Annotated in this window: 14 protein-coding genes; 13 read left to right on the top strand and 1 reads right to left on the bottom strand. The window is 40.4% G+C overall.

The features are described from left to right. Positions 1-124: 124 nt before the first annotated feature. Positions 125-307: a 4-oxalocrotonate tautomerase gene (locus AB2B49_RS05060; RefSeq protein WP_001117401.1), complete on the bottom strand. Its 183-nt coding sequence runs from the start codon at positions 305-307 to the stop codon at positions 125-127. Between the two features lie 122 nt (positions 308-429). Here AB2B49_RS05060 and AB2B49_RS05055 point away from each other — a divergent pair, with 122 nt between their 5' ends. The 13 genes from AB2B49_RS05055 to mef(A) all read left to right on the top strand — a co-directional run bounded on the left by AB2B49_RS05055 (position 430) and on the right by mef(A) (position 12,111). Continuing rightward, positions 430-1,029 (top strand): thymidine kinase, encoded by a 600-nt coding sequence (locus AB2B49_RS05055; RefSeq protein WP_320691969.1) that lies wholly within the window; start codon positions 430-432, stop codon positions 1,027-1,029. Then, positions 1,019-1,498 carry a GNAT family N-acetyltransferase gene (locus tag AB2B49_RS05050; protein WP_042768066.1) on the top strand — a complete coding sequence of 160 codons (480 nt, stop codon included), beginning with the start codon at positions 1,019-1,021 and terminating at the stop codon, positions 1,496-1,498. The genes AB2B49_RS05055 and AB2B49_RS05050 overlap by 11 nt, the downstream gene beginning before the upstream one ends. A gap of 9 nt (positions 1,499-1,507) precedes the next feature. Continuing rightward, positions 1,508-2,587, top strand: a complete 1,080-nt coding sequence (gene prfA, locus AB2B49_RS05045; RefSeq protein WP_007521855.1) for a peptide chain release factor 1 — start codon at positions 1,508-1,510, stop codon at positions 2,585-2,587. After that, entirely contained in the window at positions 2,587-3,423 is an 837-nt protein-coding gene (gene prmC / locus AB2B49_RS05040) for a peptide chain release factor N(5)-glutamine methyltransferase (protein WP_320691968.1), read from the top strand. The genes prfA and prmC overlap by 1 nt, the downstream gene beginning before the upstream one ends. Then, entirely contained in the window at positions 3,407-4,009 is a 603-nt protein-coding gene (locus AB2B49_RS05035; RefSeq protein WP_320691967.1) for an L-threonylcarbamoyladenylate synthase, read from the top strand. The genes prmC and AB2B49_RS05035 overlap by 17 nt, the downstream gene beginning before the upstream one ends. Position 4,010: 1 nt before the next feature. Next, positions 4,011-4,442: a GNAT family N-acetyltransferase gene (locus AB2B49_RS05030; protein ID WP_044020823.1), complete on the top strand. Its 432-nt coding sequence runs from the start codon at positions 4,011-4,013 to the stop codon at positions 4,440-4,442. Between the two features lie 49 nt (positions 4,443-4,491). Continuing rightward, on the top strand, positions 4,492-5,748 hold the full coding sequence (gene glyA, locus AB2B49_RS05025) for a serine hydroxymethyltransferase (protein ID WP_000575496.1): 1,257 nt from the start codon (positions 4,492-4,494) through the stop codon (positions 5,746-5,748). 7 nt (positions 5,749-5,755) lie between these two features. Further along, a complete protein-coding gene (locus AB2B49_RS05020; RefSeq protein ID WP_000356115.1) occupies positions 5,756-6,730 on the top strand; it encodes a nucleoid-associated protein in 975 nt (324 codons plus the stop codon). Beyond that, entirely contained in the window at positions 6,730-7,332 is a 603-nt protein-coding gene (locus AB2B49_RS05015) for a lysozyme family protein (RefSeq protein ID WP_002893258.1), read from the top strand. Before AB2B49_RS05020 ends, AB2B49_RS05015 begins: the two co-directional genes overlap by 1 nt. A gap of 86 nt (positions 7,333-7,418) precedes the next feature. Beyond that, a complete protein-coding gene (locus AB2B49_RS05010) occupies positions 7,419-8,393 on the top strand; it encodes a DUF1002 domain-containing protein (RefSeq protein WP_125418060.1) in 975 nt (324 codons plus the stop codon). Positions 8,394-8,467: 74 nt separating this feature from the next. Next, a complete protein-coding gene (gene rlmD / locus AB2B49_RS05005; protein WP_320691966.1) occupies positions 8,468-9,823 on the top strand; it encodes a 23S rRNA (uracil(1939)-C(5))-methyltransferase RlmD in 1,356 nt (451 codons plus the stop codon). A gap of 514 nt (positions 9,824-10,337) precedes the next feature. Next, on the top strand, positions 10,338-10,508 hold the full coding sequence (locus AB2B49_RS05000; protein ID WP_000873143.1) for a hypothetical protein: 171 nt from the start codon (positions 10,338-10,340) through the stop codon (positions 10,506-10,508). Positions 10,509-10,893: 385 nt separating this feature from the next. Further along, the gene (mef(A), locus tag AB2B49_RS04995) at positions 10,894-12,111 is read left to right on the top strand and encodes a macrolide efflux MFS transporter Mef(A) (protein WP_000417519.1); all 1,218 of its coding nucleotides are present in this window, start codon (positions 10,894-10,896) and stop codon (positions 12,109-12,111) included. The last annotated feature ends 61 nt before the right edge of the window (positions 12,112-12,172 follow it).

The raw sequence follows: 12,172 nt of genomic DNA, 5'->3' as shown, positions 1-12,172 counted from the left end.
TTTGTATTTCTTTTCTTAGGATAGGTATCCAAGCATCTCTTCAAATTGTAACAAAATTAGACTATTTCTTCAATGGATGCTACTTGGAGATTGAAAAAGCCTAAGCAATTCTGCTTAAGCTGGTTTATTTGGTGCGCATTTCCCCTTGAGGGAAGTAGGTTCCTTCTGGCATGTCGTTGATGATGACATGAACGGCTGATTGAGGGGCTCCAGTGTTGCGGACAACAGCTTCCGTTACTTCCTTAGCAAGAGCTTTCTTTTGCTCGAGCGTGCGACCTTCAAATAAATCGATGCGTACAAATGGCATAATAGCTTCCTCCACTAGTTTTTGATTTCTTCTATTTTACCACATTTTGCCGTTTAAAGCTTCAGAAAATTATGATATACTAGAATGTAGCAAAAATTTAGAAATGGACGTGAAATAATAGCATGGCACAGTTGTATTATCGTTATGGGACCATGAACTCTGGTAAGACGATTGAGATTCTCAAGGTGGCCTATAACTACGAGGAGCAAGGAAAGGGAGTTGTGATTATGACTTCTGCTCTGGATACGCGTGACGGTGTTGGCTATGTGTCGAGCCGAATCGGCATGAAACGCTCAGCCATTGCGATTGAGGAAACGACGGATATCTTCGGCTATATCCGAGACTTACCTGAGAAACCATACTGTGTGCTAGTCGATGAGGCCCAGTTTCTCAAGCGTCACCATGTTTACGACCTAGCTCGTGTTGTTGATGAGTTAGACATACCTGTCATGGCTTTTGGTTTGAAGAATGACTTTCGCAATGAATTGTTCGAAGGTTCAAAATACCTCTTGCTCTTAGCAGACAAGATTGACGAAATCAAGACCATCTGTCAGTATTGTAAGAAAAAGGCGACCATGGTGTTGCGCACGCACGATGGTGTACCAGTCTATGATGGCGAACAAATTCAGATCGGTGGAAATGAAACCTATATCTCAGTCTGCCGTAAACATTATTTTGCGCCAATGATAGTATCTAATAAGGAGCAAAACTATGACAATTGAACTAAGAGATGTTACAATGGGAAATTATTTTGATGTTTTGAATTTGGATGTCAAGGAATATCAAAAACAATTCATTGCAACCAACGCAATTAGTTTAGCTGAAGCATATGTCTATACTAAAAATGGAGATTTTGTAGCTCCATTGGCAGTTTATGATAATAATGCAATTATAGGTTTTGTGATGATAGCTTATGATAAAAAGATCGGAATTAGTAGTAAAAATTATTTACTATTTCGTTTTATGATTGATAAGAATTTTCAAAATCAAGGATATTTTAAACCAATTATGGATAAAGTGCTGGACTATGTTCGGACAGCGCCAGCAGGTTTAGGCAATAAACTTTGGTTGTCTTATGATCCAGAAAATGAACATGCAAGATCTTGTTACCTCAGTTATGGATTTAAAGAAACTGGGGAAATATTTGAGAACGAAGTAGTAGCAATCTATGATTTAACAATTGAGAAATAAGGAGAAAAAATGAACATCTATGATCAACTACAAGCTGTAGAAGACCGATATGAAGAATTAGGAGAATTGCTGAGTGACCCTGATGTCGTTTCAGACACCAAACGTTTCATGGAGCTTTCAAAAGAAGAGGCTTCAACTCGTGACACAGTAACAGCCTACCGTGAGTACAAACAAGTCCTTCAAAACATCGTCGATGCTGAAGAAATGATTAAGGAATCAGGTGGAGATGCGGACTTGGAAGAAATGGCCAAGCAAGAGCTCAAAGATGCCAAGGTTGAAAAAGAAGAGTATGAAGAAAAATTGAAAATTTTGCTCCTTCCAAAAGATCCTAATGACGACAAGAACATCATCCTTGAAATCCGTGGAGCGGCTGGTGGTGACGAAGCGGCACTTTTCGCCGGAGACCTTCTAACTATGTACCAAAAGTATGCGGAAGCCCAAGGCTGGCGCTTTGAAGTCATGGAAGCTTCTATGAATGGTGTCGGTGGTTTCAAGGAAGTGGTTGCTATGGTTTCAGGTCAGTCTGTATACTCTAAACTCAAATATGAGTCTGGTGCCCACCGTGTGCAACGTGTCCCTGTGACAGAAAGCCAAGGCCGTGTCCATACATCAACTGCCACAGTTCTTGTCATGCCTGAAGTGGAAGAAGTAGAATACGATATTGATCCAAAAGACCTTCGTGTTGATATCTACCACGCATCTGGTGCTGGTGGACAGAATGTCAATAAGGTTGCGACTGCCGTTCGTATCGTTCACTTGCCAACCAATATCAAGGTTGAAATGCAGGAAGAACGTACCCAGCAGAAGAACCGTGAGAAAGCCATGAAAATCATCCGTGCGCGTGTTGCTGACCACTTTGCACAAATTGCTCAGGATGAACAAGACGCTGAACGTAAGTCAACAATCGGTACTGGTGACCGTTCAGAACGGATTCGTACTTATAACTTTCCACAAAACCGTGTCACAGACCACCGTATTGGCTTGACCCTCCAAAAACTAGATACCATTTTATCTGGTAAATTGGATGAAGTTGTGGATGCCTTGGTTCTTTATGACCAAACACAAAAATTAGAAGAATTAAACAAATAATGAAATTAGCTCAATTATTTTCAGATTTTGAAGAAGAGTTGATAAGACAAGGAGAGGAAGCAGAAAGCCTCTCTTTTGTCTATCGTAGCCTCAAAAATCTCTCTTTTACAGACTTTGTCTTTGCCCTCCAGCAAGAGGTAACAGAGGCCGAAAAACAATTTGTAGAAGAAATTTTCCAGAAGTTAGCGTCCCATAAACCAGCTCAGTATATCATTGGTCACGCAGATTTCTTTGGGATGCAGTTAAAAGTGGATGAGCGGGTTTTGATTCCTCGTCCAGAAACAGAAGAGTTGGTGGAACTTATCCTAGCTGAAAATCCTGAGGAAAATCTTAAGGTCCTAGATATCGGGACTGGAAGTGGAGCCATAGCTCTTGGATTAGCTAAAAACAGACCAGATTGGTCAGTGACAGCAGCAGATATTTCCCAAGATGCCTTAGAGCTTGCATCAGAGAATGCTAGCAATCAAAATCTTAATATATTTTTTAAAAAATCTGATTGTTTTGCAGAAATTTCTGAAAAATATGATATAATTGTATCCAATCCACCCTATATCTCTCGTGAAGATGAGTCAGAGGTCGGTTTGAATGTTTTGCATTCAGAACCTCATCTAGCTCTCTTTGCAGATGAGGATGGCCTAGCTATTTATCGCAGAATTGCGGAAGATGCAAAAGACTATCTCACAGATGGTGGTAAGATTTACCTTGAAATTGGATACAAGCAAGGTCAAAGTGTTCCTGCGCTTTTTAGGAAATATCTTCCTGAAAAACGAATACGAACACTCAAGGACCAATTTGGTCAAGATAGGATGGTTGTAGTTGATGATGGACAGGATTAGACAAGAGTTAGAAAAGGGCGGGGCTGTTGTTTTGCCTACAGAGACAGTTTATGGTCTCTTTGCTAAGGCCTTAGACAAAAAAGCTGTCGACCATGTTTACAAACTCAAACGTCGTCCTAGAGATAAGGCACTCAATCTTAATGTCGCTTTTCTAGAGGACATCTTGCACTTTTCAAAGAATCAGCCAACTTATCTACAAAAGCTTGTAGAGGCCTTTTTACCGGGTCCCTTGACCATTATCCTCGAAGCCAATGACCGAGTTCCCTATTGGGTCAACTCTGGTCTTGCAACTGTCGGATTTCGGATGCCGAGTCACCCCATTACACTTGATTTGATTCGAGAGACAGGTCCTTTGATTGGGCCGTCTGCCAATATCTCGGGTCAGGCGAGTGGCGTGACCTTTGCTCAAATTCTAGAGGATTTTGACCAAGAGGTTTTGGGGCTGGAGGACGACGCTTTTCTAACTGGACAGGATTCGACGATTTTGGATTTGTCTGGAGACAAGGTGAAAATCTTACGCCAGGGGGCGATTAAGCGAGAAGATATTCTTGCACAGTTGCCAGAGATTTCTTTTGAGGAGGAATGAGATGCTAAGAGATTTGCAAGAAACAGATGTGAATGCTATATGTGAGATTAACCAAGAGGCTTTGGGCTATTCTTTTAGTCCAGAGGACACAGCTAGTCAACTAGCTAGACTGTCTCAGGATTCTCATCATTTCCTACTTGGCTATGAGGATGAGGTCAGCCATGTCCTACTTGGATATGTCCATGCTGAAGTTTATGAATCCCTCTATTCCAAAGCAGGATTTAATATTTTAGGCTTAGCAGTTTCGCCTCAAGCACAAGGACGAGGTATCGGTAAAAGCTTACTGCAAGGGTTGGATCAAGAAGCAAAAAGACGGGGTTATGGGTTTATCCGCTTAAACTCTGCTGATCATCGTCTGGGAGCTCATGCATTTTATGAAAAAGTTGGTTATACTTGTGATAAAGTGCAGAAACGGTTTATTCGCATCTTTTAGTATAATTTCTTAAACTAAAGGACCAGTCACACTATAAAGGAGAAGACCTATGATTTTTGATAAAGACGATTTTAAAGCATACGATGCTGATCTATGGAATGCTATTGCCAAAGAAGAAGAACGCCAACAAAACAATATCGAGTTGATTGCTTCGGAAAACGTTGTTTCCAAGGCTGTTATGGCAGCTCAAGGGTCTATCTTGACAAACAAATATGCCGAGGGTTACCCAGGACGCCGTTATTATGGTGGAACTGATGTAGTAGACGTGGTAGAAACTTTAGCTATTGAACGTGCAAAAGAAATTTTCGGTGCTAAATTCGCCAATGTCCAACCTCACTCAGGAAGCCAAGCCAACTGTGCGGCTTACATGGCCTTGATTGAGCCAGGTGATACCGTTATGGGGATGGATTTGGCAGCAGGTGGACACTTGACCCACGGAGCTCCAGTTAGCTTCTCTGGTCAAACCTACAACTTTGTTTCTTATAGTGTGGATCCTGAAACAGAACTCTTGGACTTTGATGCTATCTTGAAACAAGCCCAAGAAGTAAAACCAAAACTAATCGTAGCGGGTGCTTCAGCCTATTCTCAAATTATCGACTTCTCAAAATTCCGTGAAATCGCAGATGCTGTTGGGGCTAAGCTTATGGTCGATATGGCCCATATCGCTGGTTTGGTGGCAGCCGGACTTCACCCAAGCCCAGTGCCATACGCTCATATCACTACAACAACGACCCACAAAACCCTTCGTGGACCGCGTGGTGGTTTGATTTTGACAAATGATGAGGACCTAGCTAAGAAAATCAACTCAGCTATTTTCCCTGGTATTCAAGGTGGTCCTTTGGAGCATGTTGTCGCTGCTAAGGCGGTTTCCTTCAAAGAAGTTTTGGATCCAGCCTTCAAGGAATATGCTGCTAATGTCATCAAAAACAGCAAGGCTATGGTTGAAGTCTTCTTGCAAGATCCTGATTTCCGTATCATCTCAGGTGGTACTGAAAATCACCTCTTCCTAGTGGATGTGACTAAGGTTGTAGAAAACGGAAAAGTTGCTCAAAACTTGCTGGATGAGGTTAATATTACCCTAAATAAAAACTCAATTCCATACGAAACCTTGTCACCATTCAAGACAAGTGGGATTCGTATCGGAGCAGCAGCCATCACTGCACGTGGATTTGGTGAAGAAGAAAGCCGTAAAGTGGCTGAACTTATCATTAAAACTCTTAAAAATGCAGAAAATGAGGCTGTCTTAGAAGAAGTGAGAAGTGAAGTCAAAGCATTAACAAATGCCTTCCCACTATACGAGGACTAATACTTTTATGGACATTTATATTAAGAAAGCTATTATCCATCAGTTCAGCCCAGACGATACTGAGTTGTTTCTAGCGGATAAGTTTCTCAATATCACTCCAAAAATCGAGGAATACCTACGCAAAAAAATCGAACGCGTGTATTCAGATGAAGCTAAGACTGGGATTTTCGAAGAAGAAAATCCCTTCTTCAATCACATCACGGACGATTTATTGGAGACATCAGTAACACTGGCTAATCTCTGGAAAGAGGAGTTTAGCATTTCTGAAAATCTCAAGACCAATGACTTGGTTTTTGTTCAGTTTTCTAAAGAAGGCGTTGAACATTTCGCTTTCTTGCGAATTGCTCTACGTGAGACCTTGACCCACCTCGGTGGAGAAGTTGATAATCCAATCAAGCTAACTCAGAATAACCTTCCTGGATTTGGAACGGGAGCTGACGAGGCCTTGGTGGTCAATCTTCAAAGTCGCAAGTATCATCTCATCGAAAAACGCATCAAGTACAATGGGACTTTCTTGAATTATTTTTCAGAAAATCTCCTAGCTGTTGCTCCCAAGATTTCACCAAAGAAATCCATCAAGGAATTGGAAAAAACGGCTCAGAGAATTGCAGAGTCCTTTAACACAGATGATTTTCAATTCCAATCCAAGGTCAAATCAGCGATTTTCAACAATCTTGAAGAAAGCAACGAACTGTCTCCTGAGAAATTGGCTAATGACCTTTTTGACAACAATCTGACAGCTCGTTTGAGCTTTATCGACCAGGTCAAGGAAGCCGTACCAGAACCAGTCCAGTTTGATGAAATTGATGCCAGTCGTCAGCTCAAGAAATTTGAAAACCAAAAGCTTTCCTTGTCAAATGGAATTGAACTCATCGTTCCTAATAACGTCTATCAAGACGCCGAGTCTGTTGAGTTTATCCAAAATGACAATGGAACCTATTCTATCTTAATCAAAAATATCGAGGATATTCAAAGTAAATAATGTTTAAATTTATAAGAAGAGTGCTTGTGCTAGCAGTCTTCCTTTTCGCAGGATACAAAGCTTATCATATCCACCAGGATGTTAAACAAGTCATGACCTACCAACCCATGGTGCGAGAAATCTTGAGCGAAAGAGATACTCCAGCCAATGAAGAGTTGGTGCTCGCCATGATTTATACCGAAACTAAGGGAAAAGAGCGGGATGTCATGCAGTCTAGTGAGTCTGCTAGTGGCGCTACCAATACCATCAAAGACGATGCCTCTAGTATTCGCCAAGGGATACAGACACTAACAGATAACCTCTATTTGGCACAGAGCAAAGGAGTAGATGTCTGGACCGCCGTTCAAGCCTATAATTTTGGGCCTGCCTATATCGACTTTATCGCTCAGAATGGCAAGGAAAATACTCTGGCACTAGCCAAACGTTACTCCCGAGAAACGGTCGCTCCAATCCTTGGCAATACTACTGGAAAGACCTACACCTATATCAACCCTATTTCTATCTTTCACGGAGCCGAACTCTATGAAAATGGTGGAAATTATTACTACTCGAGACAGGTTCGCTTTAATCTCTATATCATGAAATTCTTTAATTTCTTCTAAACATCTGGTTTGACCAGGTGTTTTTCACTATAAGTTTTCTTTAAGATTGTTTTATTACCCTAGAAAGGTAAAGGAGGGAATATCCCATGAGAAAGAAATTCTTTCTAACAAGTGCTGCAGTATTGTGGGCCGCAACAGCTATGACGAGTGTCCACGCAGCAACCGATGTTCAAAAAGTAATCGATGAAACCTATGTACAACCTGAATATGTTCTAGGTTCTTCTCTATCTGAAGACCAGAAAAATCAAACTCTTAGCAAACTTGGCTATGACGCTTCAAAAGACACCAAAGATATCAAAACAATGACACCGGATATCTATTCGAAAATTATGAATGTGGCTAATGATGCTAGCCTACAGCTCTATTCATCAGCCAAGATTCAAAAACTAGGTGACAAGTCACCTCTAGAAGTCAAGATTGAAACGCCTGAAAATATCACCAAGGTGACGCAGGATATGTACCGTAACGCAGCAGTGACGCTGGGAGTGGAGCATGCAAAAATCACAGTTGCAGCTCCTATTCCCGTTACTGGTGAGAGTGCCCTAGCAGGGATTTACTACTCGTTAGAGGCCAATGGTGCTAAAGTACCACAAGCCAATAAAGACTTGGCTCAAGAAGAGTTAAAAGCCTTATCTGATATCAATGCTGAAAACAAGGACAAATCAGGCTACGATGCTAATAAACTCAATGTTGCTTTGGCAGATATCAAGGCTGGAATCGCAAAGGCAAAAGAAGCCAAAGGCAATCTGACAGAAAAAGATGTCCGCAAAATCGTTGAAGACACGCTAAAAAACTACAAACTCGATCAGGTTATAACAGGAAACCAGGTCAATATCATCATCAATTTTGCACTTAACCTCTCAAAGAGTGACATTTTGAACAATGCTGATTTCACTAAAACCCTAAATGACCTCAAGGAAAGCATTGTCTCTCAAGCTGGAGATAGCTTTAAAAATATCAACCTCAACTTTGATGCCAATAAAGCGCTAGAAGACGGGGGCAATTTCTTTAGCTCCCTTTGGCAAGCGATTGTCAACTTTTTCAAGAGTTTTGGTGCTTAGGTCATTTCATGATATAATAGATGGTAACAGAAATGTTGCCGTCTTTTTTTGTCGGCCGATAGAAAGTGAAAAATATGCTAAAGAAAAATGATATTGTAGAAGTTGAAATTGTCGATTTGACCCATGAAGGTGCTGGAGTTGCTAAGGTAGAAGGTTTGGTTTTCTTTGTAGAAAATGCTCTACCAACTGAGAAAATCCTCATGCGAGTCCTTAAGGTCAATAAAAAGATTGGCTACGGGAAAGTTGAAGAATACCTTACACATTCTCCGCATCGTAACCAAGACCTTGACCTAGCTTATCTACGCTCAGGTATCGCTGATTTGGGGCATCTTGCCTATCCAGAGCAGCTCAATTTTAAAACCAAACAAGTCAAAGACAGTCTCTACAAGATTGCTTGCATTAGAGATGTAGAGGTTTCTGAAACACTTGGTATGGAGAATCCTGTCAAGTATCGAAATAAGGCCCAGGTGCCCGTTCGTCGAGTGAATGGTGTCCTGGAAACTGGTTTTTTCCGTAAAAATTCGCACGACCTTATGCCCCTTGAAGATTTCTTCATCCAGGATCCTGTCATTGACCAAGTTGTGGTAGTTCTTCGAGATTTGCTTCGTCGCTATGATTTGAAACCTTATGATGAAAAGGAACAGTCTGGCTTGATTCGGAATCTTGTGGTGCGTCGCGGGCACTATTCCGGACAAATCATGGTTATCTTAGTGACTACACGTCCTAAAATTTTCCGAGTGGAGCAATTGATTGAACAACTTATCAAGCAGTTCCCAGAGATTGTGTCTGTCATGCAAAATATCAACGACCGAAATACCAATGCGATTTTTGGCAAGGAGTGGAAGACTCTTTATGGTCAAGACTATATTACGGACCAGATGTTGGGAAATGACTTTCAAATATCTGGGCCAGCCTTTTACCAGGTCAATACAGAAATGGCAGAGAAACTTTATCAAACAGCTATTGACTTTGCGGAGTTAAGAGAAGATGATGTGGTGATTGACGCTTATTCTGGTATTGGAACGATTGGATTGTCCGTTGCGAAACATGTTAAGGAAGTCTATGGAGTGGAGGTTATCCCAGAAGCAGTAGAGAATAGCCAGAAGAATGCTACATTAAACAATATCACAAATGCCCACTATGTCTGCGACACAGCTGAAAATGCCATGAAGAACTGGCTCAAGGAAGGTATCCAACCAACCGTTATCTTGGTTGACCCACCACGCAAGGGCTTGACCGAAAGCTTTATCAAGGCAAGTGCTCAAACAGGAGCAGACCGCATTGCCTATATCTCTTGCAATGTCGCAACCATGGCGCGTGACATCAAACTCTACCAAGAGTTTGGTTATGAACTGAAGAAAGTACAACCGGTGGATCTGTTTCCACAGACGCACCATGTTGAGGCGGTAAGTTTGCTAGTCAAGGAGTAAAACGACGAAGATTAGCATTTACTTCCGCCCATGCGATAGCTGTCCGTGATTGACAAGTGCTAGCACGCAGACAGAACGGAGATAGCGAACCGCTGAGTGTGTCGCTCTGCTCGTAAAAGCTTAGAAACCTTTGAACGAAAGGGATAATGAAAGCCTTGATTACAAGGCTTTTTGCTTTATGGTGGGTAAGTATCAGAGTGAGAAAATTTTTGGAATGAGTAGAAGTGATAGCTAGAAATTATCAGTTTCTATTTCCATTTACCCTGTGGGTACGTGTTTGTTTCCATTGACAAGGAGTTTGTGGGAATAGAAATGTACCCACCTTGTTTGAATCAAGTGAAGTGTAGTTGAAGGAAATCTGTTGAAAGCAATACTTCATTTTACCGAATAAGTAATAATTTAGGCAACTTCAAATCGATTAAAAAAAACTATTTTAAAGGTTAAGAGTAGACAAAAATTGTCCACTCTTTTTTGCAAACTCAATTTATCAATAAATGAAATGAGGGAATGTAAAATGAAATATTTTGAGGTTGAGTTAGAAAATCCTGATGAATTTTTAAAACTACAAACAGAAGATTTTGTGAAAGCTAATCGCTTGCTACTAAGGAAGATAATCCAGAGCGTTACAGTCTATGAAGAAAACTTCGTCATATCCTTTAAATCTGGCATCGAATTGGAAGTATGAGTCTCATTCCATAACTTTTATATTGAACATATCATCTTGTTGTGTTATACTATAAATTGATATAAACAAAGATGTAGGAGGAACCGAAACTATGACAGCCTCAATGCGTTTAAGATAAGCTGGCAATAAAAAAAGCAGAATCTATACCCGATGATAGGCTTTTTTGTTGTGCTTATTTATACGATATTGAGCATTCATTAGTTACGGTGAGGATATTGGTTATTTAACTATACCTTTATTTAACTATGTCTTTAATATGAATGTTTCCAAATTGTATGTATGCAGACCAAAAGCCACATTGTGGGGTTTGGCCTGCATTTTTTATTGCCTAGAATGCTATTCAAAATAGAAATTCAAGCAAAATAATATGCAGGAGATAATATAAATGGAAAAATACAACAATTGGAAACGAAAATTTTATGCAATATGGGCAGGGCAAGCAGTATCATTAATCACTAGTGCCATCCTGCAAATGGCGATTATTTTTTACCTTACAGAAAAAACAGGATCTGCGATGGTCTTGTCTATGGCTTCATTAGTAGGTTTTTTACCCTATGCGATTTTGGGACCTGCCATTGGTGTGCTAGTGGATCGTCATGATAGGAAGAAGATAATGATTGGTGCCGATTTAATTATCGCAGCAGCTGGTGCAGTGCTTGCTATTGTTGCATTCTGTATGGAGCTACCTGTCTGGATGATTATGATAGTATTGTTTATCCGTAGCATTGGAACAGCTTTTCATACCCCAGCACTCAATGCGGTTACACCACTTTTAGTACCAGAAGAACAGCTAACGAAATGCGCAGGCTATAGTCAGTCTTTGCAGTCTATAAGCTATATTGTTAGTCCGGCAGTTGCAGCACTCTTATACTCCGTTTGGGATTTAAATGCTATTATTGCCATCGACGTATTGGGTGCTGTGATTGCATCTATTACGGTAGCAATTGTACGTATACCTAAGCTGGGTAATCAAGTGCAAAGTTTAGAACCAAATTTCATAAGGGAGATGAAAGAAGGAGTTGTGGTTCTGAGACAAAACAAAGGATTGTTTGCCTTATTACTCTTAGGAACACTATATACTTTTGTTTATATGCCAATCAATGCACTATTTCCTTTAATAAGCATGGAACACTTTAATGGAACGCCTGTGCATATTTCTATTACGGAAATTTCCTTTGCATTTGGGATGCTAGCAGGAGGCTTATTATTAGGAAGATTAGGGGGCTTCGAAAAGCATGTATTACTAATAACAAGTTCATTTTTTATAATGGGGACCAGTTTAGCCGTTTCGGGAATACTTCCTCCAAATGGATTTGTAATATTCGTAGTTTGCTGTGCAATAATGGGGCTTTCGGTGCCATTTTATAGCGGTGTGCAAACAGCTCTTTTTCAGGAGAAAATTAAGCCTGAATATTTAGGACGTGTATTTTCTTTGATCGGAAGTATCATGTCACTTGCTATGCCAATTGGGTTAATTCTTTCTGGATTCTTTGCTGATAAAATCGGTGTAAATCATTGGTTTTTACTATCAGGTATTTTAATTATTGGCATTGCTATAGTTTGCCAAATGATAACTGAGGTTAGAAAATTAGATTTAAAATAAACAATATTGGAGGAATATTTATGTATCTTATTTTCATGTAACTCTTCCTGCTAAAATCGCA

Origin of the sequence: Streptococcus jiangnanensis, assembly GCF_040888325.1 — a bacterium.
GTDB lineage: Bacteria > Bacillota > Bacilli > Lactobacillales > Streptococcaceae > Streptococcus > Streptococcus jiangnanensis.
Note: the sequence above shows the minus strand (reverse complement) of the source record. Positions and strands in the feature narration are given on the sequence as shown.

Bases quoted from the DNA above. Each gene is read 5' to 3' on its own strand.
- AB2B49_RS05060 (WP_001117401.1), bottom strand. From the start codon at position 307: ATGCCATTTGTACGCATCGATTTATTTGAAGGTCGCACGCTCGAGCAA.
- AB2B49_RS05055 (WP_320691969.1), top strand. From the start codon at position 430: ATGGCACAGTTGTATTATCGTTATGGGACCATGAACTCTGGTAAGACG.
- AB2B49_RS05050 (WP_042768066.1), top strand. From the start codon at position 1,019: ATGACAATTGAACTAAGAGATGTTACAATGGGAAATTATTTTGATGTT.
- prfA (WP_007521855.1), top strand. From the start codon at position 1,508: ATGAACATCTATGATCAACTACAAGCTGTAGAAGACCGATATGAAGAA.
- prmC (WP_320691968.1), top strand. From the start codon at position 2,587: ATGAAATTAGCTCAATTATTTTCAGATTTTGAAGAAGAGTTGATAAGA.
- AB2B49_RS05035 (WP_320691967.1), top strand. From the start codon at position 3,407: ATGATGGACAGGATTAGACAAGAGTTAGAAAAGGGCGGGGCTGTTGTT.
- AB2B49_RS05030 (WP_044020823.1), top strand. From the start codon at position 4,011: ATGCTAAGAGATTTGCAAGAAACAGATGTGAATGCTATATGTGAGATT.
- glyA (WP_000575496.1), top strand. From the start codon at position 4,492: ATGATTTTTGATAAAGACGATTTTAAAGCATACGATGCTGATCTATGG.
- AB2B49_RS05020 (WP_000356115.1), top strand. From the start codon at position 5,756: ATGGACATTTATATTAAGAAAGCTATTATCCATCAGTTCAGCCCAGAC.
- AB2B49_RS05015 (WP_002893258.1), top strand. From the start codon at position 6,730: ATGTTTAAATTTATAAGAAGAGTGCTTGTGCTAGCAGTCTTCCTTTTC.
- AB2B49_RS05010 (WP_125418060.1), top strand. From the start codon at position 7,419: ATGAGAAAGAAATTCTTTCTAACAAGTGCTGCAGTATTGTGGGCCGCA.
- rlmD (WP_320691966.1), top strand. From the start codon at position 8,468: ATGCTAAAGAAAAATGATATTGTAGAAGTTGAAATTGTCGATTTGACC.
- AB2B49_RS05000 (WP_000873143.1), top strand. From the start codon at position 10,338: ATGAAATATTTTGAGGTTGAGTTAGAAAATCCTGATGAATTTTTAAAA.